The sequence below is a fragment of the Kaistella yonginensis genome, assembly GCF_030409525.1.
Taxonomy (GTDB): domain Bacteria; phylum Bacteroidota; class Bacteroidia; order Flavobacteriales; family Weeksellaceae; genus Kaistella; species Kaistella yonginensis.
In genome coordinates this window covers 12,244-37,796 of the sequence record NZ_JAUFQB010000055.1, presented here as the reverse complement: position 1 = coordinate 37,796, position 25,553 = coordinate 12,244, and the positions used below count along the sequence as shown (strand labels likewise).

20 protein-coding genes, 1 pseudogene and 1 riboswitch are annotated in these 25,553 nt (G+C 36.9%); of the genes and pseudogenes, 14 read left to right on the top strand and 7 right to left on the bottom strand.

From position 1 onward, the window contains the following. Positions 1-247: 247 nt before the first annotated feature. Both QWY78_RS11150 and rimM read left to right on the top strand, forming a co-directional pair. Positions 248-820, top strand: a pseudogene (locus tag QWY78_RS11150) (30S ribosomal protein S16); the annotation flags it as partial. Between the two features lie 231 nt (positions 821-1,051). Then, positions 1,052-1,594: a ribosome maturation factor RimM gene (rimM, locus tag QWY78_RS11145; RefSeq protein ID WP_290219808.1), complete on the top strand. Its 543-nt coding sequence runs from the start codon at positions 1,052-1,054 to the stop codon at positions 1,592-1,594. 87 nt (positions 1,595-1,681) lie between these two features. On the opposite strand, the gene QWY78_RS11140 is transcribed toward rimM, so the two are convergent. Further along, positions 1,682-4,117 (bottom strand): PIG-L family deacetylase, encoded by a 2,436-nt coding sequence (locus QWY78_RS11140; RefSeq protein ID WP_290219806.1) that lies wholly within the window; start codon positions 4,115-4,117, stop codon positions 1,682-1,684. Between the two features lie 297 nt (positions 4,118-4,414). On the opposite strand from QWY78_RS11140, the gene QWY78_RS11135 reads away from it, so the two are divergent. The 4 genes from QWY78_RS11135 to QWY78_RS11120 all read left to right on the top strand — a co-directional run bounded on the left by QWY78_RS11135 (position 4,415) and on the right by QWY78_RS11120 (position 8,138). Further along, positions 4,415-5,197: an MlaE family ABC transporter permease gene (locus QWY78_RS11135; protein WP_435389066.1), complete on the top strand. Its 783-nt coding sequence runs from the start codon at positions 4,415-4,417 to the stop codon at positions 5,195-5,197. Between the two features lie 3 nt (positions 5,198-5,200). Beyond that, positions 5,201-5,950, top strand: coding sequence for an ABC transporter ATP-binding protein (locus QWY78_RS11130; protein ID WP_290219802.1), 750 nt, complete (start codon positions 5,201-5,203; stop codon positions 5,948-5,950). Positions 5,951-5,954: 4 nt separating this feature from the next. After that, positions 5,955-6,941, top strand: coding sequence for an MlaD family protein (locus QWY78_RS11125; protein WP_290219799.1), 987 nt, complete (start codon positions 5,955-5,957; stop codon positions 6,939-6,941). Between the two features lie 135 nt (positions 6,942-7,076). Next, positions 7,077-8,138 (top strand): carboxypeptidase-like regulatory domain-containing protein, encoded by a 1,062-nt coding sequence (locus QWY78_RS11120; RefSeq protein WP_290219798.1) that lies wholly within the window; start codon positions 7,077-7,079, stop codon positions 8,136-8,138. 48 nt (positions 8,139-8,186) lie between these two features. Here QWY78_RS11120 and QWY78_RS11115 read toward each other — a convergent pair whose 3' ends face one another. From QWY78_RS11115 to panC, 3 genes are all read right to left on the bottom strand, one after another. Continuing rightward, on the bottom strand, positions 8,187-9,482 hold the full coding sequence (locus tag QWY78_RS11115; protein ID WP_290219796.1) for an O-acetylhomoserine aminocarboxypropyltransferase/cysteine synthase family protein: 1,296 nt from the start codon (positions 9,480-9,482) through the stop codon (positions 8,187-8,189). Between the two features lie 134 nt (positions 9,483-9,616). Next, positions 9,617-9,722: riboswitch (SAM riboswitch) on the bottom strand. Positions 9,723-9,914: 192 nt separating this feature from the next. Next, entirely contained in the window at positions 9,915-10,481 is a 567-nt protein-coding gene (locus tag QWY78_RS11110) for a hypothetical protein (protein WP_290219794.1), read from the bottom strand. 120 nt (positions 10,482-10,601) lie between these two features. After that, complete coding sequence (gene panC / locus QWY78_RS11105) at positions 10,602-11,450, bottom strand: pantoate--beta-alanine ligase (protein WP_290219793.1); 849 nt, start codon at positions 11,448-11,450, stop codon at positions 10,602-10,604. A 196-nt stretch (positions 11,451-11,646) separates the two neighbouring features. Here panC and QWY78_RS11100 point away from each other — a divergent pair, with 196 nt between their 5' ends. The 8 genes from QWY78_RS11100 to QWY78_RS11065 all read left to right on the top strand — a co-directional run bounded on the left by QWY78_RS11100 (position 11,647) and on the right by QWY78_RS11065 (position 22,018). Then, entirely contained in the window at positions 11,647-12,417 is a 771-nt protein-coding gene (locus QWY78_RS11100; protein WP_290219792.1) for a glycogen/starch synthase, read from the top strand. A gap of 14 nt (positions 12,418-12,431) precedes the next feature. After that, positions 12,432-14,024: a DUF4270 family protein gene (locus QWY78_RS11095; RefSeq protein WP_290219791.1), complete on the top strand. Its 1,593-nt coding sequence runs from the start codon at positions 12,432-12,434 to the stop codon at positions 14,022-14,024. A gap of 15 nt (positions 14,025-14,039) precedes the next feature. Next, entirely contained in the window at positions 14,040-15,893 is a 1,854-nt protein-coding gene (gene glmS, locus QWY78_RS11090; RefSeq protein ID WP_290219789.1) for a glutamine--fructose-6-phosphate transaminase (isomerizing), read from the top strand. 108 nt (positions 15,894-16,001) lie between these two features. Continuing rightward, positions 16,002-17,417: a T9SS ring complex lipoprotein PorK/GldK gene (porK, locus tag QWY78_RS11085; RefSeq protein WP_290219787.1), complete on the top strand. Its 1,416-nt coding sequence runs from the start codon at positions 16,002-16,004 to the stop codon at positions 17,415-17,417. A gap of 35 nt (positions 17,418-17,452) precedes the next feature. Next, positions 17,453-18,139: a type IX secretion system motor protein PorL/GldL gene (gene porL, locus QWY78_RS11080; RefSeq protein ID WP_290219785.1), complete on the top strand. Its 687-nt coding sequence runs from the start codon at positions 17,453-17,455 to the stop codon at positions 18,137-18,139. 51 nt (positions 18,140-18,190) lie between these two features. Further along, entirely contained in the window at positions 18,191-19,759 is a 1,569-nt protein-coding gene (gene porM / locus QWY78_RS11075; RefSeq protein ID WP_290219783.1) for a type IX secretion system motor protein PorM/GldM, read from the top strand. 192 nt (positions 19,760-19,951) lie between these two features. Then, the gene (gene porN, locus QWY78_RS11070; RefSeq protein ID WP_353960531.1) at positions 19,952-20,884 is read left to right on the top strand and encodes a type IX secretion system ring subunit PorN/GldN; all 933 of its coding nucleotides are present in this window, start codon (positions 19,952-19,954) and stop codon (positions 20,882-20,884) included. A gap of 102 nt (positions 20,885-20,986) precedes the next feature. Continuing rightward, on the top strand, positions 20,987-22,018 hold the full coding sequence (locus QWY78_RS11065) for an NAD(P)/FAD-dependent oxidoreductase (RefSeq protein ID WP_290219779.1): 1,032 nt from the start codon (positions 20,987-20,989) through the stop codon (positions 22,016-22,018). Between the two features lie 24 nt (positions 22,019-22,042). On the opposite strand, the gene QWY78_RS11060 is transcribed toward QWY78_RS11065, so the two are convergent. The 3 genes from QWY78_RS11060 to dusB all read right to left on the bottom strand — a co-directional run bounded on the left by QWY78_RS11060 (position 22,043) and on the right by dusB (position 25,486). After that, positions 22,043-23,359: an ABC transporter permease gene (locus QWY78_RS11060; RefSeq protein WP_290219777.1), complete on the bottom strand. Its 1,317-nt coding sequence runs from the start codon at positions 23,357-23,359 to the stop codon at positions 22,043-22,045. 19 nt (positions 23,360-23,378) lie between these two features. Next, positions 23,379-24,320, bottom strand: a complete 942-nt coding sequence (locus tag QWY78_RS11055; RefSeq protein WP_290219774.1) for an ABC transporter ATP-binding protein — start codon at positions 24,318-24,320, stop codon at positions 23,379-23,381. 170 nt (positions 24,321-24,490) lie between these two features. Next, complete coding sequence (dusB, locus tag QWY78_RS11050; protein WP_290219772.1) at positions 24,491-25,486, bottom strand: tRNA dihydrouridine synthase DusB; 996 nt, start codon at positions 25,484-25,486, stop codon at positions 24,491-24,493. Positions 25,487-25,553 lie beyond the last annotated feature (67 nt).

The following is a 25,553-nucleotide window of genomic DNA, read 5'->3' as shown; positions in this document are numbered from 1 at the left end:
TCGATAGCAGAATCTCTAGCCCTGATTGAACGGCGTGTTTGAGCTCTCCCACGCTCAGGGAAAGCGGCTGCGGGAAGCGAGTAGTGAAAGCAGGTTCCAGGCTCCTGAAAAATAATACTATTCACCCGTAAATATTTAATTTTGACGTTGTTGAATTAAGAAAATTGATTATCTTTGCACCCTTATAAATAATCGGGACGAGTTCCCATCAATTAATCGGGACGAGTTCCCACAAATTCAAACAATTATGTCAGTAAAAATTAGATTACAGAGACACGGTAAAAAAGGAAAACCTTTCTACCACATCGTAGTTGCCGATGCAAGAGCAAGTAGAGATGGAAAATTCATCGAAAAAATCGGTACTTACAATCCAATTACCAATCCAGCAGTGATCGAACTTAACGTAGATTCTGCCGTAAAATGGTTAAACAATGGAGCGCAACCAACTGACACCGCTCGTGCGATTCTTTCTTACAAAGGAGTTCTTTACAAAAGACACTTGCAAGGTGGAGTAGCTAAAGGTGCTTTCGATCAAGAGGCAGCAGACAGCAAATTCGCAGCTTGGTTAGAAGGAAAAGACAAACAAGTTCTTGGTAAAAAAGACGGTTTGGCAAAATCGAAAGAAGATGCTAAAAAAGCAGCTTTAGAAGCTGAAGCGAAAGTAAACCAAGGGAGATTAGACGCAGCAGCAAAGGTTGAAGCGGATGCGAAAGCTGAAGCAGATGCTAAGTTAGCAGAAGAAAAAGCAGCTCAAGAGGCTAAAGTTGCTGAAGCAAAAGCAGCTGAAGAAGCAGCAAATGCACCAGCAGAAGATAAAACAGTGGTAGAAAATGTTGCAGAAACTTTAGGTGAAGCAGCAGCTGCAGTTGAAGGTGCTGTTGATTCTGTAAAAGAAGCAGTAGCAAACGTAACTGAGAAAATCGTTGGAAGCGACGAAGCAACTGAGGAAGGAACGGACGAAGCGAAAGCTTAATACAATTTCTTATTGAAAAATTATGGAGGCGTCAGTTTTTGACGTCTCTATTATTTTAAAACCATTTATATTTGCATCATGAAAAAAGAAGATTGCTATTTTTTAGGAAAAATAACCCGCAGACACGGTTTACACGGAAATGTATTCTTGAAACTGGATACCGACCAACCTGAAATGTATTCTAAATTATCGTCCATATTTGTGGACATCAATGGATTATTGGTGCCTTTTTTCATTGCAAGACAATCCTGGAGCAAAGGCGAAACGCTGATTGTCTCTTTCAAAAATTCTACCGAAGCTTTAGTCGATCAAGTCGTGGGCAAAGATGTTTATCTGCCACTTTCTGGCTTGCCACAATTGACTGGAAACAAATTCTATTATCACGAAGTTGTCGGGTTCGAAATCCGCGAAGAAGATGGTAAATCCTGTGGGATTATCGAGACGATTAATGACCAAACGGGTCAGCATTATTTCGTGCTCAAGTTAGCAGATAAACAAATTATTATTCCGATTATTAAAGATTGGATTATTGAATTAAACCGGGAAGAGAAATTCATCAAAATGTCTTTGCCAGAAGGACTGATGGATGTTTTCCTGATTCCCTCGAAGAAAGACGAGTAAGATTTTGAGGTTTCTAAAATAGAAATCGATTAGTACTGTTCTTATTTCTGAATTAATTTTCAACTTACACAGTTAATGGGCACTACCTTAATTTTTTGGACCCAATCCCAAAATATTCATAAACAATTTATACGCACCCGGAACTCCTGCAGGCAATTCCCTGAAAAACGACAATCCCGTGTAAACATAGGTTCCTTTTCCGTAATTTCCAACCAACAACATTCCTTTTTGTGGCGATTCTCCCACATCATTTCCTTCCAACATCGGAATTAATTTTTTATCATAACTTTCCGCAAAATACAAACCTCTTTCTTGCACCCAATTATCAAAATCTTTGTCAGAAATTTTATTTGGCGTGTTGAAAACAGGAGAACTTGGAACGAGCATTTTCAGTTTTGCATCTTCTTCAGAAATTCTGTTGCTTCCTAATTTCAAAGAGAAAGGTGCAATTTCATTCGTCAATAAACCTCTATTGGTGTTGTATTGATTGATGACCAAACCGCCATTTTCTACAAATTTCCAGATGTCTTTGTTGATGATTCCCATTTCAGGATGAACGTTGAAAGCACGAATTCCTAAAATTAAAACATCGTAATTTTTCAAAAGTGAAGCATTCCAATTTTTGATGTCCAATTCTTCTACCTTTAATCCAATTGCCCTCAACGAAGATGGAATTTCATCTCCGGAACCTTTGATGTAAGCAATTTTCACGGCTGGAATTTTCAAATCTAAATTTTGAATTTTTGCTGTGGAATTTTTAACCCAAATTTGTCGGTCGATATGAGGATATTCCACCACATTTAAAGATTGATTGTAGGTTTTTCCATTTGATTCTACGATGGATTCTAATGTTGAATAGGTGTCTTTAGAAATTGGTTCAACGGTAAAAACGAGTCTTTGCTTTTCGCCAACTTCATTAAATTGAATCGATTGCGGCGCGGAAATTTTCCACGTTTTATCTGCTTTCAAAGAAACTTTCGCGGTAGAATTTCCAGCGAAACTCTCGACTTCTACCGTGATTTTTTTGGCTTGATTGCTGAAAATAAAATTTTCTTGTTCAAAATTCGCAACGAAAGCCGGAATTTTATAAAATGGTTCGTACAATTCTCCAATAGAAGGATTTACCGTTTTTTGTTGCAAAGGAATTTCAAAATCAATTTTTGTTGAACCGAAATCTATGGTAATATTTTTATTAATAGAAGTTGAAATTTCTGGCAATCCAATATTTTCAGGATTGCTCACAATATACAAATTATCTTTCGGCGTTTCTTGTAACCAATACGGGTTTGATAATTTCCCGTTGCTAATTTTTAATTTCTGATTTTCTTTATAGGTCTCACCTGGAGTTATTTTTAAAATTGGTTGTAAATCAAGTCCTATATATATGTAATTATTACTTCTATTCACAATTTCCAATTTGGTAGAAATTTCTTCATCTGAAGTTCCAAAAGCATTTCCAGTGGTCCATTCAAAATAAATTCCTTGCGTTTTTAAAATCAGATCTTTTATTTGTTCCAATTTAGGATCTTGTGGATTTTCTTTTTTAATTAAATCGTAAACCGACAATAATTTGTTTAATGACAATTGCGGATTTTTAAAATTGAAATCTGCAACCAATTGATCTAGTTGATTTTGAATAACTTTATTATCCGATTTTAAATTAATTCCCTGAAAAATATCATTCGATTTGGGTTTATCACCTTTCAAAAGTTTCAAATATTCCATTTCAGAACTTCGTTCCAAAGCCATTCCGAAACCTTGGCAAGCGTGTTTGCTTCTGCTTTTCGCAGAAATTTCATTATTGGATATTCCTAAAATTGGATAATAATTTCCAACGTTGATGGAATATAAATCGGTTTTATCTGCTTTTTCAAAATTTTCTGTGCTGCCGTAAAACCACCAACTTGTGTTGTAAAACATCCTTTTTACTTGCCAAGTTTTTACATATTTCAATTGTTCCGGAAATGCTTTCGGATCTGCTGCCAAATCAAACGCTTCCATCGCCAAAAGTGCCGAAGCAGTGTGATGTCCATGAGTTTCGCCATTAGAATTGGGGTCAAATCTTGTAATAATTATTTCAGGACGATTTTTACGAATTGCCCAAACAACATCGGACAAAATTTTCTGTTTATCCCAAAATTTCAAAGTTTCTGTAGCGGTTTTAGAATAACCAAAATCCAAGGCTCGTGTGAACCATTGCCTTCCTTTATCCACTTTTCTGGCTTCCAAAAGTTCCTGTGTACGAAGCAAACCGAGCAATTCTCCTTTTTCTGTACCGATGAGATTTTGTCCGCCATCACCTCTTGTTAAAGATAAATAAACAGCATCCACATGTTTTTCATGCGTTAACCAAGAAATAATTCTGGTATTTTCATCATCTGGATGCGCTGCCAAATACATTACGGTTGTGTTATTTTGCAGACGAAGCAGGTCGTCGTAAATTTCTGAAGAACTATTAGCAACCGACTGTGCTGAAAAAATAAGGGAAAGAAATAGAGAAATTCCTACTAAAAATTTTACCATTTGCTAAAGATAAAAAGTAATTTTAAATTGGTTGTAAAAATAATCAACTTTATAAGAACATCATCTTTTTATATCTCCTGTGGTACTTAAGAATGGTGATGTTTTTCCTGCCAAATAGAAACTGAACTTTATGATAGCCCCGATAGAAGCGGCATCCCCCGAGTCTGCGAATGCAGTGAGGGGATACAGCGGACAGCGGGACGGGTCTTGTACGACCAAAATAAGTGTGGTGCTTCTAAGAAATAAGGTATTGATTTTCAGCCGAAATATGACTATATTTGAGAGATACAGATGGGTATGTTTAAAAATTCCACTTTATTAGCCTCTACTAAATCCTTTTTCGCAGAAATAGGGGATATTGCTTTGTTTGCGGGCCGGTTTTTCAGAGAAGTTTTTTCTCCTCCGTTTGAGTTTAAAGAACTCGTTCGGCAATGTTATAATATTGGCAATCGGTCGTTGGGACTGGTCGTGGTGACGGGATTTATCTTGGGTTTGGTTTTCACCTTGCAGTCGCGGCCAACTTTGGAGCAATTTGGGGCAGAGTCTTGGATTCCATCCATGATTAGTATTTCTATAATTCGGGAAATTGGACCTGTTATTATTGCCCTGATCTGTGCAGGAAGAATTGGGTCTGGGATTGGTGCAGAGCTAGGTTCAATGCGTGTTACAGAGCAAATTGATGCGATGGAAGTTTCAGGAACGAACCCTTTTAAATATTTGGTGGTTACAAGAATTGTGGCAACGACTTTGATGTTGCCGCTCTTGATCATTATTGGTGATGCGGTTTCGCTTTTTGGCTCGGCTCTGGTAGAAAATCTGAAAGCAGAGGTCTCTTTTACACTTTATTTTAGTCAGGTTTTTAGTGCCGTGAAGTTTGGAGATATTATTCCCGCCACGATAAAATCTTTTTTCTTTGGTTTCGCTATTGGCCTAATTGGTTGTTATAAAGGCTATTACTGTGCAAAAGGAACCGTAGGAGTTGGCGAAGCTTCCAATGCGGCGGTCGTATATACCTCGATGTTGGTTTTTATTATCGACTTTATTGCGGTATTTGTAACGGATATTATTTTTGAGATATAAATCATGGCTGAACACAATAAACAAATCGTTTTAGAATTGAAAAATATTACCAAAAGTTTTGGTGATAATCACGTTTTGAAAGGTTTTAATCTGCAATTGTTTGAAGGTGAAAACTTGACGATTATGGGAAAATCAGGTTCAGGAAAGTCAGTCATGGTGAAATGTTTGGTGGGATTAATTAAGCCCGATGGTGGCAGCATCAGCATTCGAGGAGAAGATATTACAAAAATGGAACAGAGAGAATTGGATCTGCTAAGAACTGAAATTGGTTTTCTTTTTCAGGGAAGTGCTTTGTATGATTCGATGACCGTTCGCGAAAATTTAGAATTTCCCTTACGACGACATAAAAATAAAATTAAAAATTTTGAAGGAACAGAAGTTTTGGTACAAGAAGCTTTGGAAAATGTAGGTCTTGCGCATACGATTGATATGATGCCGGCAGAACTTTCCGGTGGAATGCAAAGACGAGTAGCTTTAGCCAGAGCACTTATTTTGAAACCAAAAATACTCATGTACGATGAACCTACTACCGGTTTAGATCCAATCACCTCAAAAGAAATAATAGAATTACTGCGAAATATTCAGTTAAAATACAACACTTCTTCTATTATTATAACCCATGATGTAGATTGTGCGCGCGTAATTTCTAATCGGATTATTTTATTGGTCGATGGGATTAATTATGCCGAAGGAACTTATGCAGAACTTCTTCAATCGGAGGATTTGCAAGTGCAAGCATTTTTTAAAAATTAAAATTATGGGAAAATCCAATTCAAAGAAAATAAGTGTCGGAATATTTGTAATCGTTGGAACAATCTTACTTGTTACTGCGCTCTATTTCGTGGGCAAAGAGCAACATTTATTCAGCAAAAATATCAAGTTGTATTCTGTTTTCGCCGATGTAAGCGGATTGCAATTGGGCAATAATGTGCGGTATTCTGGGGTGAATGTCGGAACGGTTAGCAAAATAGAAATGAAAGCGGAAGGAGAAATAACCGTGGAAATGTCTGTGGATGAAGAAGCAGCTCAATTTATGAAAAAAGATGCGGTTGCCACTATCGCTTCAGATGGTTTGGTCGGAAGTATGGTGGTCAACATTGTTCCCGGGAACGATCCTGCGGCAAAAAGCGTGGTTTCGGGTGATCATATTCAGGTGAAAACTAAAATTACCATCGATGAAATTTTGGAGACCTTTAGCAAAACCAATGAAAGTGCCGCCTTAATCACCTCTGATTTAGCAAAAATTACCCATAAAGTGGTTGCTGGTGAGGGTGTTTTAGGTGCGATTTTAAGTGATCCTGTATTAGAAAGTGACATTAGAAAATCAGTAGAAGGATTAAAACAGACTACGGAAGGCACAACCAAAGCAATCGCTCAAGTAAATGCGTTGATTTCTAAAATCAATTATGATGAAAGTGCTGCGGCAGTTCTTTTGAGTGATAAAAAATCGCGTGCACAAATTCAAAATGTTTTTACGAATCTAGAAAAATCTGCGGAAGACATCAATAAAATCACCAAACATCTTGATGAATATGTACTTGAAATTAAATCTGGAAAAGGGGCTTTAAATTATATTACGAAAGATGAAAAATTGGTAAAAAACATTGATTCTACCGTGACAAATGTAAAAGAATCCGCAGAGAAATTAAACCAAAATCTGGAAGCACTGAAACATAATTTCTTCTTTCGTGGCTATTTTAGAAAGCTTGAAAGACAGGAGAAAAAAGAGGCTTTGAAAAACTGAGTTCTATAATTGCATCGTAGGTATTCTAGCAAAAGTTTATTTTAAATTTTTTACAAGTAATTCTTTATTAATGGCATTTGCAGAATGGTTTAAGGAACTGATATTTCGTTCGCCTTTTTTTAGTAATATTACAAGATGAATAAGTTATTATTGCTTTTTTTGCTGTTCTTAAGCGCAATTTTTTCCGCACAAGTTCTTTCCGGAATTGTATTTTCAGAAAACAACAGACCGCTAAGCGAGGTAAATATTTACTTGGATGGTTCTAAAATCCACACCCTTTCGGATACCAACGGGAATTTCGCGCTTGATATACAAGACCAGAAAAATGCCGCCCTGGTTTTTCATAAAAACGGATTTGAAACGTTTACCGTGCCAATCTCTGAAGTCGTTGGAAAGAAAGCAAAAGTGGTATTACTCAAGATTCAAGAGATTGAAGAAGTGGTTCTCATTCCTTATACCGACGAAGCTTACACCAAATTTATTGGGTACTTTCTGGCTCAGTTTATAGGGATTGATCAGGTAAATGTGAAAATAAAAAATCAGAAAACGCTGAAGTTTTCCTTCGATAAGAAAAAGCAAATTCTGAAAGTAAAAGCGCCACAAACTTTAATCATCAACAATAAACGGTTGGCCTATCAAGTTCAATTCAATTTACTGAACTTCGAAGCAGATTTTAAAAACAATACCGTGGCCTATTCGGGAACTTCTTATTTTAAAGAAACCAATCCGAAAAAAAGCAATCAAGTGAACCGACTCAATGCCTACCATGGCAGTTTGATGCATTTTATAAGAAGTGCTTATCAAGATCAAATTGCAGAACAGGGATTTTGGGTAAATCATATCATTAAGCTCGATAAAGATAAAATTGCGCCGAAAGAAAAAGCGTTGGCGCTCATTGCTACTAAAATTCCAACTTCGTCTTTTGTAAAAAAGGTTGGCAATCAAAAAATATTGGAGTTTAAAGAGGTGTTGCAAATCAATTATCCAAAACATTATTTTGCGATTAAAAAATCTAAAATTATTAAAGAAACTTCGATGGTTCAGCAGACATCGTATATTTATATCGAGGGGAATTCATTCGAAATTTACCCGGATGGAAATTCCTCTGAACCCGAATTAATGCTTTTGCAAGGGAGTTTAAGCGGCGATAAAATGGGGAATTTTCTTCCTTTAGATTATGAACCAATTGTAGATTAAAAGTAAAAAGAGTGATTTGAGTCACTCTTTTTCTTTAAAGCCCAAAAATTAAATAATCGAAAAACCAGACTCTACATCGGCAATAATATCGTCAATATGTTCGATACCAACACTCAGTCGTATTTGTCCAGGACGAATTCCGGCTTTATCTTGCTCTGCTTCAGAAAGCTGTTCGTGTGTTGTAGATGACGGATTAATGATTAATGTTTTAGAATCCCCCACATTTGCAACATGGCTAATTAATGTAAGCTGGTTAATGAATTTCACTGCGGATTCTTTTCCACCTTTGATGTCAAAACTCAAGACGCCACCAAAGCCTCTTTTTAAATATTTTTTGGCATTTTCGTAGTCTGGAAAGCTGGGTAAACCGGGATAGAGTACATTTTCAACTTTCGGATGGTTTTCTAAATATTCAGCGATGGTTTGCGCATTGCTCACCGTTCTTTCTAACCGAAGCGACAATGTTTCTAAACCCTGAAGCAACATAAAGGAGTTGAAGGGCGAAATCGTGGGACCGTAATCCCGCAAACCTTCTACGCGGGCTTTGATGATGAAGGCAATGTTTCCAAATGATGAATTCACACCAAAAACGTTAGAAAATACCAGTCCGTGATAACTATCAGAAGGCTCGGATAATTGCGGGAATTTACCATTTCCCCAGTCGAAATTCCCACCATCAATAATAATTCCGCCAATCGAAGTGCCGTGTCCGCCAATCCATTTGGTGGCAGATTCTACCACAATATTCGCTCCATGTTGAAGTGGTTGAAAAAGATAGCCTCCTGCCCCAAAAGTGTTGTCTACAATGAGGGGAATCCCGAATTTATTCGCTACTTGGGCAATTGCTTCAAAATCGGGAATATTTAAGCTCGGATTTCCAATGGTTTCCAGGTAAATTGCTTTCGTGTTTTCATCAACTAACGCCTCGAAGTTTTCTGGTTCATCATTTTCTGCAAAGCGGGTTTCGATACCTAATTTTTTAAAAGACACCTTGAATTGGTTATAACTTCCGCCATATAAATAAGGAGAACTCACAAAATTATCACCATTTTGAAGGATATTGGTTAAGGCCAAAAATTGCGCAGCATGACCAGAACTTGTAGCCAAAGCCGCAACACCACCATGTAAAGCTGCCATTCTTTTTTCGAAAACATCGGTGGTTGGATTCATTAAACGGGTGTAGATGTTGCCGAACTCCTTTAGTCCAAAGAGATTGGCAGCATGTGCTGCATCATTGAAGGTGTAACAGGCTGTTTGATAGAGTGGGACTGCTCGCGAATTGGTTGTTGAGTCTACGGTTTGACCGGCGTGAACTTGTAAAGTTTCAAATTTTAAATTGCTCATATTTTAATTTATTGGTTTTAAATTTTGGCAACTTATCCTTTGAAAATATTTGTCGGAAGAGCATAAAAAAAGCTCTTTCGACAAATCAAAAGAACTTAATATATAGAAATTGTATTTTCTAAATTTTAATATCTGACTTATCTTTCCCGCACCGGCGAGTTGAATTTTGCACCTTATTTATTTCTAAACAGGTTGCCAAAGTTTCAAAGGGTCAATTCCCTCCACTTTTCTGAATAAGTTGCGATGTTTTAAAGAACGATTAAGATTGCAAATCTATAAAAATAATTTTAATATTGAAAAATAATAAGGAAATTTTTGTAGTAAAATTAGCATTTGCTTTTCAAATCTAAGGTGTACTCTTGTGACCTAATTTAGACACACTTTGGTTAAATTAGGTGTTAAAAAATGATAAGTTTAAATTCCGACTGTCTCTTAATCTTTTGTTCCCCAAGGAGCACTTGGTGTAGCGATCGCTTGATTCAAATCGAAACGAACCGTAAAGAGTCGGTCGCTTCCGATCCTGCGAAGGTTATAGGTGAAACTTTCCGCATCGATCGTAAACCACCAGACGTTGGTCGCAGCTTTGGGCAACATTTGCGTGGTATGGGCATCAGCAGGAAACATTTGAAGATTCTCAAGGCCAATATTTGAACTTGTGCCCCCGTATTGAGTAACTTTCTCTTCGGTGCCATCTGCATGCCGATGATCGTGTTTTAAGCTCATTATTTTATCGGAGTTCATCTGTAAAACCCACGTTCTTGATCGATCTTCTCCCACAAAAAAAGGAATTCTAATCGTGTTATTTTCGCAAGAACGAACGTGCATGACCAACTTTTTTCCGGTAAATCCGTCGCCAGCAACGCCGCCAGAAATTATTTCGCCCTGATAGGCTTTGCCACAATGCGCCTTTAGTTGCGACCAAAATTTTTCGGAAGGTATTTGATCTTGCGCATAGAAATTCATGGGAATTAAAAGTAAGAAATAGAGCAGTGCTTTCATTAATTTGTTCTAATTAAAGGGGTGATTTATAAAAAGTTAAACATACAAAAAATTCCCATGACCAAAATAATCAAGGGAAAGGTGATCATGATTTGACCAGATTTGTTTATCTAAGCCATTTTAATCCAAATGTAGATTGTCAATTAGACGAACTGTACCGACATTTACTACGATAAACGCGCGGTAATTCTGATCTTTATAAAAGAAGTCGGTTTCCTTTAAAGTGGCTTCATCAGCGATTTGAAAGTATTCTAAAGACATCCCACGTTGATCGTCAAAAACATCTTTTACCCGTTGGTTAATTTCAGAAACCGTAATGATTCTGAACCACTCATTAACTTTAACCAAGGTTTCATGAATTACTTTTGCTGCATCGCGCTGCAGATAACTTAACCTTTGGTTTCGGGAACTCATTGCCAAGCCGTTTTCTTCACGATAAATAGGGACTCCATGGATTTTCACCGGAAGCTGTAATTGTTCTGCCAACTTTTCTATGATGGCCAATTGTTGGTAATCTTTTTCACCGAAATAGGCATTGTTGGGTTTTACCTGTCGAAGTAATTCTTCAACAACGGTTCCAACGCCATCAAAATGACCAGGCCGAAATTTGCCTTCCATTTCATTTTCTAACCCACCGAAATCATAAGATTTGCTTTTTAAACCTTCGGGATACAAGTCTGCAACTTCTGGCAGATATACGGCATCGACAATTTTGGTGTTTTTCAACAACATGACATCACGTTCTGCATCTCGGGGATATTTTTCTAGGTCCTCCGTATTGTTGAACTGTGTAGGATTTACAAAAATAGATGAAATCACCAAGTCATTTTCTTTGTTTGCGATTTCATACAGCGAAAGATGGCCTTGATGCAGCGCTCCCATAGTAGGAGCAAACCCAATTCTTTTGCCCATTTCTTTTTGCCGCTCGATATAGTCTGTAAATGTCTTTTTGTCTCTAAATATTTCCATATTAAATTTGATTATCCTTGTAAAAATAACAATTTCTGGGAAATATAAATAATTAATTTTGAGAAACCTTCTTTAATTTAACGCCTTTTTGAGGGATTATTCTTAATTAATGTTAATTAAAAATTATTACATTAAAATTTCGTAAATTTGCGCAGTAGAATATTCTGCCCAAAAATTTAGTAGAAAGTTAGAATTTATGCCGAACCAAAAGATTTTATATGTAACCACAGAGATGTTTCCTTATCAAGAAGACAACAATATGGCGACGATGGTGAGTAAGATGGCGCTCAAAATGCATCAAGACGGAAATGATGTGAGAGTGTTTATGCCAAGATTTGGCCAAATCAGCGAAAGAAAATTTCAACTGCATGAGGTAATTCGCCTTTCTGGGATGAATATTATTATCAATGATTTGGATCAGCCCTTAATTATAAAAGTGGCTTCCTTACCAGGAGAACGATTACAAGTGTACTTCATCGATAATGATGAGTATTTTAAAAGAAAGCAATTTTACATTGATGAAGAAGGGCAACCTTTTACCGACAATGATGAACGGGCGATTTTCTTTGCCAGAGGAGTGATAGAAACAATTAAAAAACTCAATTGGGTACCTGATGTTATTCACCTTAATGGATGGATGGCTTCATTTATTCCGGTTTATTTAAAAACTTTTTATAAAAACGATTCCTATTTTAATGATTCTAAAATTGTACTTTCTGTGTATAATGAAGAGAATCTAGCGTTATCTGAATCGGTAGAAGAAAAAATGAAGTTCGACAATATTACCGGACTTAAAGCGTTTAAAAAACCAAGTTTTCAGAATTTTGTGATCGAAAGCATGGATATGGTTGATGTGGTATTGCAAGGCGATGAGTTCCTAGAAAAGGAGCTCGAGAAAGCTTTTGCAGACACAAAAACCACGAAATCTGAGTACATAGACGCTGAAACAATCAATACGTTATACTAATCAATTTACATTTAATGATAAGAACTATTCAAGAATTATTCAAAATTACCGCAACACTGGTAATTGGGAGTTTAATTTTAATCAATTGTGAACCAGATGCAGATCAATTGGGTTCTCAGTTTTTTCAAGATGGCGCGCAAGGTACAGAAGCATCTTACCCAGTTATCGCTTATAATATTAATAACGGAGATACCATAAGAACGGATGGTTCGCGTCTGATAAGTGCTACTTTAGGTGCGTTTACCGAACCCCAATTTGGAATGCAAAAATCTGCGTATGTTTCGCAAGTACGTCTTTCCGGTGGGAATCCTGATTTTGGACTCAATGCAAAATTAGACTCGGCGGTGTTGGTGATTAAACCACAATATGCTGCTGATTCTGTAACCACGGTGACCAATGAAGATTATATATATCCGGACGGCGCAGTTGCTGCCAAGAAAGTGGTAAGTTCTTATCCGATTATTAAATATGGAAAAACCAAGATTTCGGGAAAAACACTTCTGAATTTTAAAGTTCATGAAGTGACTGATTTTTTAGGTTCGAATGCAGATCAAATTCGTTCCAATAAAAATGTAAATACTGGAGCACAAATTGGGTCAAAAACTTTTGATGGAAATGTTCATTTTGTAAAAGTAACCAAAGATGCAGATAACAGCGTTTTATTTGAAAGAACACCGGCCTTAAGAATTCCTTTGGACAGTACCTTTTTCGCAAATAAGATCATATCAAAAGCAAGTTCACCAGAACTTGCAGATGCAGCCTCTTTTATCCGTTATTTCAAAGGGATTAAAGTTTCTGTGGTAGAAAATGATGGCTATATTCTTAATTTTGATCCTACCCTGATAGAACTTAATCTTTACTATAAAAATGATAAAGTTACGAATGGAGTTACTACCAGAGAACAGGCGGTTTATATGCTCAACATGGGTGCATCAAATACCTATTTCAATCAAATTACGTATGATCGTACCGGAACACCTGCTGCAACTGCTCTTGCAAATGCAAACCAAACCACAGGTGACGATAAATTATTTGTACAAGGAATGGGAGGGCCTGGATTTGGTCTGAGAGTTCCAGCTTCAGATGTAGCGACTATTAAGACGCTATATAATAATAGTAAAATCGGTATTGTTTCGGCAAAAATTCGTCTTTATACCGATACCGGAAATTGGGACAATTCTTATAAGAAGCCTGAGTCTTTTGTTGTCAGACAAAGAAACCTTACCCCTCTAATTGGGGAACAAGAGTATCTTAATGACTATCTTGTAGATATGAGTGCTTTATATGGTACCGGAATTTATAATTTGGTGAAAGCGTACGATCTGGCAAAAAATCCCGCGTATTATGATATTGGTATTACACAAACATTCAAAAATATTATTGAAAAAGAAGCTCCAAATTATGATCTCGTTTTAAATGTTGGGACTTATACGACAGATTCCGGAGGCAATCTGCTAGGATCATTATATCCAAGTTTGGTAGCGCAGAACTTTAATACCAGAAGTTTTATGCCTTATCGTGTTGTGTTAGCAGGTACTGATCTTGTAAACCCAACAAACCCTACCAGTGCAAAGTTAATGTTGACCTACGGTAAAAAAAGTAATTAATAAAATAGAAATAATATGTGTGGAATCGTAGGATATACTGGTTTTCAAGATGCATATGAAGTAGTAATAAACGGACTTCGTAGATTAGAATATAGAGGATATGACAGTGCGGGAATCGTACTTGATAATGATAATTCGGCATTCAGTGTTTCAAAAACAAAAGGTAAGGTTGATGATTTGGTCGCCATTTCTAAAAACCTGGCAGGCAAATCAAAGGTAGGAATGGGGCATACCCGATGGGCTACCCATGGAGCCCCAAGTGACAATAACTCGCACCCACACCTTTCTAATAACAAGAAAATTGCTTTGGTACATAATGGGATTATCGAAAATTACGATACCCTGAAAACGATGTTGACTGAAAAAGGTTTTGTTTTTCATTCTGAAACCGATACCGAAGTATTGGTGAATCTGATCCAATATATTATGGATGTTAATGCAGAAATGGACTTCCCGACGGCCGTTCGTTATGCTTTAAATGAAGTATTTGGGGCGTACGCAATTACCGTGATGCACGATGATTTTCCAGGATTACTCGTTGTTGCGCGATTAGGTTCCCCTCTAGCCATTGGTCTAGGGAATAATGAATATTTCATCGCATCTGATGCATCTCCTTTTGTTGAATTTACCAAAGAAGCTGTTTATCTGGAAGAAGGTCATATGGCTACTATTTCCTTAGAAGGTGGCGTAGATATCCGGAATATTAAAGATAATGTAAAGATTACCCCAGAAGTTCAACAATTAAAATTGAGCTTGGAGCAAATTGAAAAAGGTGGGTACGAACATTTTATGTTGAAAGAAATTTTCGAGCAACCCAAATCAATTCATGACACCTTAAGAGGGAGGTTATTGGTCGAGGAAGGAATCATCAAAATGGCCGGAATCTGGGATAATTTAGAACGATTAAACCAAGCCAAGAAAATTACCATTATCGCTTGCGGAACCTCATGGCATGCTGGACTTATCGGCGAGTATTTAATTGAAGAATTCGCCAGAATTCCCGTAGAAGTAGAATATGCTTCTGAGTTTCGATACAGAAATCCAATCATTACAGAGAAAGATATCGTAATAGCAATTTCTCAGTCCGGCGAAACCGCCGATACGATGGCTGCAATCAAAATGGCTAAAGAAAAAGGGGCTTTCGTTTATGGGATTTGTAATGTGGTAGATTCCTCTATTGCAAGAATTACCGATGCAGGTTCTTATACCCATGCAGGCCCTGAAATTGGGGTAGCTTCAACCAAAGCATTCACCGCACAATTAACAGTACTCTCTTTAATTGCTTTAAAACTAGGGAAACATAACGGGAACTTGAGTAACCAAGAGTTTATGCGTTTAATTACGGAACTCGATGCTATTCCTCAAAAAGTTCAAGAGGTTTTAGAATCAACCCATGATCTCACTAAAGAAATTGCTAAAAACTTTGTTGATGCACAAAACTTCCTTTATTTAGGGCGAGGATATAATTTTCCTGCAGCACTTGAAGGAGCTTTAAAGTTAAAAGAGATTTCATACATTCATGCAGAAGGATATCCTGCTGCTGAAATGAAGCATGGCCCAATTGCCTTAATTGATGAAAATATGCCAATTGTTATTATAGCGCCAAAACAAGGGCACTACGATAAAATAGTAAGCAATGTTCAGGAGATTAAAGCGAGAAAAGGGCAGATCATCGCGCTTGTTAATAAAGGCGATACACAAGTAGCTTCTGTGGCAGATTACGTAATCGAATTCCCGGAAACCTCAGAATGTTTCTCACCCATTTTAGCCTCAGTACCTTTACAATTGTTAGCGTATTATATTGCAGTCTATCGTGGAGCTAACGTAGATCAGCCTAGAAATCTTGCAAAATCAGTTACTGTAGAATAAAAAAGTAACAATTTGTAAAATATTACAAACAATTTTACGTTTTGGAAAAAAAATCATAATTGTTTTTCTAAAATATTATATATTTACCGCTTAATTTTAAATATTAGAATGAAAAGAGTATTCCTTATATTATTATCCGCGACTGTTGTAGTCTCATGTTCCAAAAGAGGTGGTACTTCTGCTGGAAAAGGAGGTTCCAAAGGTGAGTTGGTTCCAAGAGACAAATCAAAATCATTTGTTGCACAAAGACCATATGGTATGGTATCAATACCAGCCGGATCTTATGTTATGGGTATGGCAGATCAAGATTTCACCAATACTCCAGAAAAAGCTACGCTTAAAACGGTTACCGTTTCTTCCTTTTTTATGGATGAGACCGAAATTACAAATGCAGAATATAGGGTTTTTATCAACTATGTACGTGATAGTGTTGTACGGTCTTTATTAGCCGAAGCAGCTGGTGATGGTGGTTCTGATGGAGGGGGAAATGCAATTGGTGACTATGCCTATACCTCTAAAAAAGCCGGCGGTGATAAGAATGCGTATCAGGAATTTATGGAATCCCAAGGAGGACGAGATGGCTATGATTCTTCTAAGAAGTTAGATTGGTCTGTTCCTTTAAGGTGGAACACTTCTGATTATCCAGATGCTCAATATGCAGAAATTTTGGAATCAGTCTATATTCCACCAGCAGAAAGAATTAATAATGAAAGAATCATTGATACCCGAAAATTGAAATATGCATACCAATGGGAAGATGTAGAGTCTGCGGTTAAAGATAAATCCAGAGGGTCAAAATATTTGATAAAAGAAAGCATCGCGGTTTATCCAGATACTACAGTTTGGTTGAAGGATTTTAACTATGCCTATAATGAGCCTTTGTATGATGGGTATTTTTGGCACAGTGCTTATAAAAGTTATCCTGTGGTAGGTGTAACTTGGGATCAGGCACGAGCGTTTTGTAATTTTAAATCAAAATTGAAATCAGATTACAATGAATCTTTAAAAAAGAAAAAACAAAAAGCAATGTCATTTAGACTTCCGACTGAAGCTGAATGGGAATATGCCGCCAGAGGAGGAAAAGAAAATGCTACTTATCCATGGGGTGGTCCTGCTTTGATGGATGATAGAGGTTGTTATTTAGCCAACTTCAAACCGAAGAGAGGTAATTATATCGAAGACGAAAAGAAAGGAACCTTCACCTATACCGCTCCTGTTAAACAATTCCCTAAAAATGGATTTGGCCTTTTTGATATGGCAGGAAATGTTGCAGAATGGACAGAATCCCCGTATAACAATTCAACCTATCAGTTCGCTTCTACCTTAAACCCGTACTTGTCAAATCAAGCCTACAGAGAGCCCAGGAAAACGGTTCGTGGTGGATCTTGGAAAGATATAGGATACCTATTAATGAACGGATACAGAGATTACGAAAGAAAAGATTCAGCCAGAAGTTATATAGGATTTAGAACGGTACAAGATATTCCAGAAGGAACCGCTAAATTTAAAAAACGTACAAATTAAAACGACCCCATAACCACTAAAAAAAATTATAACAGATGTTCAAAACAAAAGAAGGAGTTTACAACTTTATTTACTCTATCGGTGCCGCAATCGTTATCATCGGAGCACTTTTCAAATTAACGCACTGGAGCCTTGGCCCACTTACAGGAAATGTTACCCTAGCAATTGGATTAATTACAGAAGCAATAATTTTTACCATTTTTGCTTTTGACGCTCCAAAATCAGAAGAATCATACGCTTGGGAAAATGTATATCCTGAACTATTAGACAGTCATGCAACTCCTAACCCAAAACATTCTACAGGTGCAATGCAATTAGCAGAGGTGAAGGAGTTAGAAGTTTCGTTATCTGATAAATTAGATAAAATGCTTGCTGATGCTAAACTTGATGTTACTCTATTTGATCGCCTAAGAACGGGAATTGATAAATTCTCTAATTCAGTAGATCAAATTAATCAAACCGTTGATGTTACCGGGTCAACCCAAAAATATAACGACCAATTGATGTTAGCTGCAAGTCATCTTGAAAGCATGAATGCTTTATATTCACTTCAACTAGAACATGGTAAAACACAAACTGAATACAGCAAGAAATATGTTGAAGATATGCAAAAATCGGCTGCACATTCAGAAAAATTCAACGACGAATTATCAGGATTAACTTCTAACCTTAACAGTCTTAATAGAGTTTATGGCGGTATGCTTAGTGCCATGAAATCATAATTTTCTAACCATTTATATTTAATTTAAAATTATTAACAAAATTTACTAAAAATGGCACAAGGAAAACAGACTCCTCGTCAGAAGATGATCAACTTGATGTATTTGGTCTTTATTGCGATGCTTGCAATGCAGATTGACCAAGAAATCATTAGATCATATAATGACACCAATGATACTCTAACAACAACTAGAGGTTTGGTAGAAAAGAAAAATGATGATATTTTCGAAAAAACTTTAGAAGCGAAAGCCACTAATGCACCAGATACTTATACAACACCTTTAGAAAATTATAGAGGTTTAAAAGCTAAAACAAATGACCTGGTTTCTTTTATTGAAAGCATCAAAGGTAATTTAAAGAAAGAGGCAGATTATACAGAAGGTGTTGATGTTGCAGATAACTTTGCAGCTCTAAATAATACAGAGCCTTCTTCTAATTTATTTTTCAAAGGAGCAGATGAAAATAGTCCTTCCAAAACTGCTGTTGATTTAAAGACAAAGATCGAAGCTTTAAAATCTTATATCCAACAAACATTTGGCTCAAACGCTGATATGAAAACAGTTGCAGATAGAGCAAGTAAAACTTTGATTACAGAATTTCCGAAAGGCCAAACGATTAAAAATAAAAATTGGCTACAGTATAAATTTTACGGTCAGCCGTTAATTGCTGCCTTATCTAATTTAGAAGTGATTCAGTCTGAAGCGAGAAATATTCAATCAGATGCATTGATGACAATGCTACAAGAAAAAGTTGATGCTGATATTAAATTTGATGCCTATTCTGCCATTGTTTCTGCACCTGCTACAGTCGTTCAAGGCGAAGCTGCACAAGGAAAAGTGGCTATTGGAAACTATTCCAGTAATGTTCCGGGATTAAATATGCCAGGATTAACGATTACCAATGGACAGGGTGTACGTAATTTAGATACTGGATCATTGGGTGATAAAACTTTTAGTGGTAAAATATCTTTCACGGATGTAAATGGGAAAGTAATCGAATTACCATACAACCATACCTATAAAGTAGTTTCAGGAAGTGAGTCGCTTAAAGCACAGAAAGGTGCCCTCGTAACTGCTGATAAAATGAATGTACTTTATCGTGGTTTACCAAATCCAATTTCAGGATCTATCCTAGGAGCTGATATGTCAGGAATTTCTCTATCTGCACCAGGAGCATCCGTAAGCGGTGGTGGTGGAAAATGGACAGTTACCCCGGGTGGTGGTAGTACCGTAACTTTAACCATTTCAGGGCGTGACCCTAAAGGTGCGGTAATATCACAAGCGTTCCCTTTCAGAATTAAAAGTGTTCCACCACCAGTGGGGCAGATTCAAGGAAACTACGTGGTTTCTATGCCAGCAAGTTCAATCCCGAACCAAAAGGTTTCTGTAGTGATGCCAGACTTTGATTTCCCAGTAAGCTTTACCGTAAATAGTTTCATGTTTAGAGTACCAGGAAAGGCAGGAATGTTGATTAATGGAAACTCACTGAGTTCTGTTGGTAATCTAACAAAAGGATTACGTAATGGCGATATTGCTTACGTGTATAACATTAGTGCAACAGCAACCGGCTTGGGTGGTCAAGCATTAAAACAGATTCCACCAGTTGTAATAAACGTACAATAATTACGTTATTGATTTGATCGCATATCTTATCATTAGTATAAATAATTTAGAATGAAAAAATTCATATTCATAGTCCTTGCTTTAAGTTTCAGCGCTGTTGGAGCTCAAACCAAGAAAAAAACAAAAAGAAAAGCGAAACCTAAAACAACCGTTGCTGCCAAACCTATTGTTGAAGCAGAACCGGTTGTAGAAATGCCTGTTGAAAATGCGGGTGGAGGTGAAGTAGAAGATACGCCAATCAATTCAATGTCTATTTTAAATGCAAAATCGCCGGCATCGTTCAGAAAATACCGGGATTTAAATCTAATTAAACAAGGCGATTCTATGGTTTCTAATAAAATTACTCCCTTGGATTATGGTTTTATTGAAGAAAAAGATGTTCTGAAAAGTATGCTTGTTTGGGAAATCATCGATATGAATGATAAAATCAACCAACCCTATTATCATAATGAAGATGGCTTAGTCTCCCAAAATAAATCCCTCTATCAACTCTTGTTTGATGCGATTAATGATGGTAGAATTAAGGAGGTTTATGATGATGAGTTGTTTCAAACTAGATTAAGTCCAGATGCGATTCAGTCCCGTATTAAAAACGAGGTGATGAGTAATGCTGGTATCGATCGAATTAATGAAGTGGGCAAATTGTCGGCAGAAGAAATAAAAGAATTTACCAATGTCTACGAAACCAAAACAGAAAATGTGAAGGTTTTGAAAATTAAAGGCATGTGGTATGTTGACCGTCGAGACAGCCAAATGAAATACAGATTGCTCGGGATTGCAGCAATGGGACAAGACCCTTCTCTAATGGGACAGTATGGGCCAGACGGGCAGCCATTGGCTTCTAAAGATGAATTGATTGATCTTTTCTGGGTGTATTATCCTGATGCAAGAGAAGTGCTGGCGAACAATATCGCCTTTAATAATAAAAATCTTTCATCCGATATTAGTTTTGATGATTTGTTAAACGCCAGACGTTTTTCAACCATCATCTATAAAGCAGACAATGGTTTAGGTAATGGAGTAATTAAGGATTATATCCCGAATGATGCTGACGAACAGTTGGAAGAAAGCGAAAGAATCAAAGCGCAAATCCTGCAAATGGAAAGCGATATGTGGAATTATTAACCAATTCCTTTGAAATTATTCAAAAACCTGAGTACCTTTACTCAGGTTTTTTTTGTCCTGATCAAATACCTAAAACTTCTAGTAGTTAAAGTAAAATTATCAATGAAAAATGTAGATTATATAATCGTTGGAGACGGTTATGCCGCTTTCTTTTTTGCCCATCAATTAATTCTTAATCATAAGTCGTTTGTTTTGTTTTCAGCGAATCAAACAAGTGCTTCCGAAGTATCTGCGGGTATTGTAAATCCTTTGGTCTTAAAAAAATTCACCACCTTTTGGCTGGCTGCAGAGCAAATTGAAAGTCTGGTGACTACGATGTCTGAAATCGAAGCTTATACGGGACAGAATTATTTAATCCATGAAAATATTCATCGGATTTTTCATGATCAAAGTGAAAAAGATTTATGGACAGCAAAGACTGAAACAGAGGAATTAAAACCATTTTTAAATCCAGAATTTGAAACGCTGGATACCATTTCTAACCCTTTTGGTACTGGTAAAGTAGATCACTCGGCCCGACTTGATGTGAACGGTTTCTTTAAGGGAATTTCAACCTATTTGGAAAAACACGATCTGTTGGTAAACGAAAAATTAAACTATGCTGAAATCAACGACTCAACTTACAAGGATTTTACCTTCAAAAATATGGTGTTTTGCGAAGGAATGGGCGTAACCTCGAACCCGTATTTTACCGATATTCAAGTGATTGCCAATAAAGGGCATCACTTGAAAGTTAAATTGGCTAAGACAATTAGCCCGCAATATACCATCAAGAAAAAGCATTTTCTTTTTCCACTAAATGAGGAACTGTATTATTATGGTGGCACGTATGATCCCAATGAAAGAGCCAATGAAATTGATGATTTTAAAACAGAAGAATTGAAAGAGGGACTTGCAGCTTTCTATTCACATGATTTTGAGGTGGTTGAAGTGAATTACGGCTTTCGTCCTACGGTAAAAGACCGTCGGCCTATTTTAGGAAATCTAGCCGATCATCAAAACTATTATATTTTTAATGGATTGGGTGCCCGCGGAATTTTAAATGGTTGCTACTTTTCAAAAGAATTGTATGACCATATCGAAAATGATAAAGAATTGATGAAAGAGGTTGATTTAAAAAGATTTACTAAATAAATTCTTTCACCTACCACCTACAAACTAACTCCTAATCCATTTCCAAAGTTCCTTTGCGGTAGCTTTATTTCCATACATCAGAATTCCTACCCGATATACTTTTCCAGCAATGTAAATCATTAATAAAGTGGAGAGCAGAAGCAGGGAAGCCGAAACGATGATTTGCCAGGCAGGAACACCAAAAGGAATCCTCGCAATCATGGCAACCGGTGAGGTAAATGGAATCATCGAGAGCCAAAATCCTAGTGGACCTTCGGGATTATTCATAATCGTAATACTTCCGTACATGCCGACCATTAAGGGAATGATCGCAAACATGGTAAACTGTTGGGTTTCTGTTTCGTTATCGACTGCAGAACCAATCGCGGCATACATCGAGCTATAGAAAATGTAACCGAGTAAAAAGAAGATAATAAAAACACTGATGATCAGACCTACATTCATCTCTAAAAGAATATGCGAAACCTCACCCGCAATTTGTTTAAAATCGAATTTCTTCATCATCTCTGCAGATTGCTCGCCGCCAGGCATTTGATCTTTCATCGCCGCAAATCCTGTATTTAAAAACAAAGCACCAATGACCGACATGGTAATCCAAATGCTAAATTGAGTCAGCGCTACCATCGTTACACCCAGAATTTTACCCATCATCAATTCAAATGGTTTTACGGAGGAGATGATAATTTCGACCACGCGATTGTTCTTTTCCTCCAAAACGCTTCGCATCACCCGAACGCCGTAAATGATGATGAACATAAAAACCGCGTACATCAACACCATTGCCAAGCCCGATTTTACACCGAAGGATAAGTCATTATCCGAACTTTTATTATCAACAATATTCTTTGTATTCAAGTCAAAACTTTCATCCAGGTTTTTCATTTGTGCTTCGGAAATACCAAGATTTTTAATTTTTTCTTTTCGGATAATTTTTACTAAATCAGCCGCCACTTTTGATTTGGTGTCAAAGCCGATCTTTTTATTGATCAGTAACTGAGTGTCTTTTTGTAAGGCTTCATAATTTTGCTCTTTCAAGTTTGGGATTATCAGTAAGCCTTCAATACCATCCATATCTTTCAAAGTGGCGACCAATGTTTTCTCATTAACTTCCGGTACAAAAACATATTTTATTTGATCGGTATTTTTAAGATTTCCTACGAAAAGTCCGCTTTTATCGACCACATTAAAGGTACTTGAGCTTTCATTGGCCTTGAACATAAAGGCGATCAAAAGTCCAAAACCAATCATGAGAATCGGAGCTAATAAAGTAAGAATTACAAAAGATTTTTTCTTGACTTGGGTCAAATATTCTCTTTTGGTGATCAGAATTATATTTTTCATGAATTTTTTTATTAAAATTTTACTGCTCAGATTTCAGTGATAGTGCTGGTTTCTCAGTTCCACTTACCGCATTGATGAATACTTCATTCATACTTGGGATTTTTTCGTCAAAGGAGCGGATTCTCCCCACTTTCAACAGTTCATTGAGCAATAGATTCTGGTCGCTGTCATTTTTTAAATCAAAGGAAACCAATTGATTCTGAGTGGTTTGATTATGAATTTCAAACTGATGGTTAAACTGTGCAAAACGCTCTTGATCTACGTCTGCTAAAGTCACATTAAAAATATTTTTCTTGAATTGCTCTCTTACGTCAAATACTTTTCCATCTAAAACTTTTCTGGATTGGTTGATCAATGCTACGTAATCGCACATTTCTTCTACGCTTTCCATACGGTGTGTAGAGAGAATAATCGTGGTGCCATTTTCTTTAAGATTCAGGATTTGATCTTTAATTAAATTAGCATTTACCGGATCGAAACCCGAAAAGGGCTCATCGAGAATTAATAATTTCGGTCGGTGCAAAACGGTTACTACAAACTGTATTTTCTGCGCCATCCCTTTGGAGAGTTCACTCAGTTTTTTCTTCCACCATTGATCGATTTCTAATTGTTCAAACCAATATTTTGCTTCCTTTAGTGCATCTTTTTTGGTCATGCCTTTCAGTTCGCCAAAATAGAGCAGTTGGTCGCCAACCGTCATGTTTTTATAAAGACCCCGCTCTTCTGGCATATAGCCAATTTGCCGAATATGCTCAGGATTTAGCTGTTGATTATTAATAGAAACCTCGCCAGAATCTGCCTGTGTAATTTGATTAATGATCCGTATAAATGTTGTTTTACCAGCGCCATTAGGACCCAAAAGTCCGTAAATACTACCTTCCGGAACGTGTATAGAGAAGTCTTCTAACGCCAGTTTTTTGCCTGCGTTATAAGTTTTAGTTACATTTTCTGCTTTCAGCATCTAAATAGTTTTAATTGATTAGTCCTATAAATAGGAGAAAAGTTACGGGTGAGATGAAAAGTAATTGAGCGGTTGTGTATTTGGATTTTTGAGGATAAAAGTAAATAACGAAGCGAGTATTTAAACAACGCAATAACTCAAACACTGAATTTTAATCTTGGCTCTTTAGTTTAATTCGCAAATTCAAAATCCTTGTAAAAAGCATCTGCTTCTGCAATCACCACATCCATTTCTTCTAAAGTAAAAACCTCCAGAAATTTTCTGCGGAAATCTTTAAAATGGGGAATTCCACGGAAATAATTGCTGTAATGTTGTCGCATTTCAATGAGACCTAAACGTTCGCCTTTCCAGTCTTTGCTCCATTCTGCGTGTTGACGAACGGCTTCTAATCTTTGAGTAATTGTTGGTTCCGGCAAAACTTCACCGGTTGCGAAAAAGTGTTTTACTTCATTAAAAATCCAAGGATAGCCGATTGCTCCACGACCAATCATAATGCCATCACAGTCGAATTTATTTTTATATTCCCAGGCTTTTTGCGCAGAATCAATATCGCCATTTCCAAAAATCGGAATTTCGATATTGGGATTATTTTTTACCGCATGAATGTAGTTCCAGTCCGCCTCGCCTTTGTACATTTGTGCCCGTGTTCTGGCATGAATGGTCAAGGCTTTTACGCCAACTTCCTGAAGTCGCTCTGCAACTTCCATAATGTTGATGCTGTCTGTGTCCCATCCCAATCTGGTTTTTACCGTTACGGGAAGATGGGTAGAATTTACAACCGCTTTGGTTAAACGAATCATTAAATCAATATCTTTTAAAACGCCTGCTCCAGCACCTTTACAAACTACTTTTTTTACTGGGCAACCGAAATTAATATCAACAATATCAGGGTTTACGGCTTCTACAATTTTTGCTGAAAGCGACATTGCTTCTTCATCACCACCGAAAATCTGGATTCCAACTGGTCTTTCATAATCGAATATGTCGAGTTTTTTCATGCTTTTCATGGCATCGCGAATTAACCCCTCCGAGGAAATAAATTCGGAGTACATCATATCTGCACCATGCAATTTGCATAGCCTACGGAAAGGAGGATCTGAAACATCTTCCATTGGAGCAAGCAGCAGCGGAAATTCTGGAAGTTCAATAGTGCCGATTTTTATCATGGTGCAAAGGTATTAATAATGAAAAGAAAAATAAAGTGCAGCATATTAATTAAAAAAAAGCAGGCTC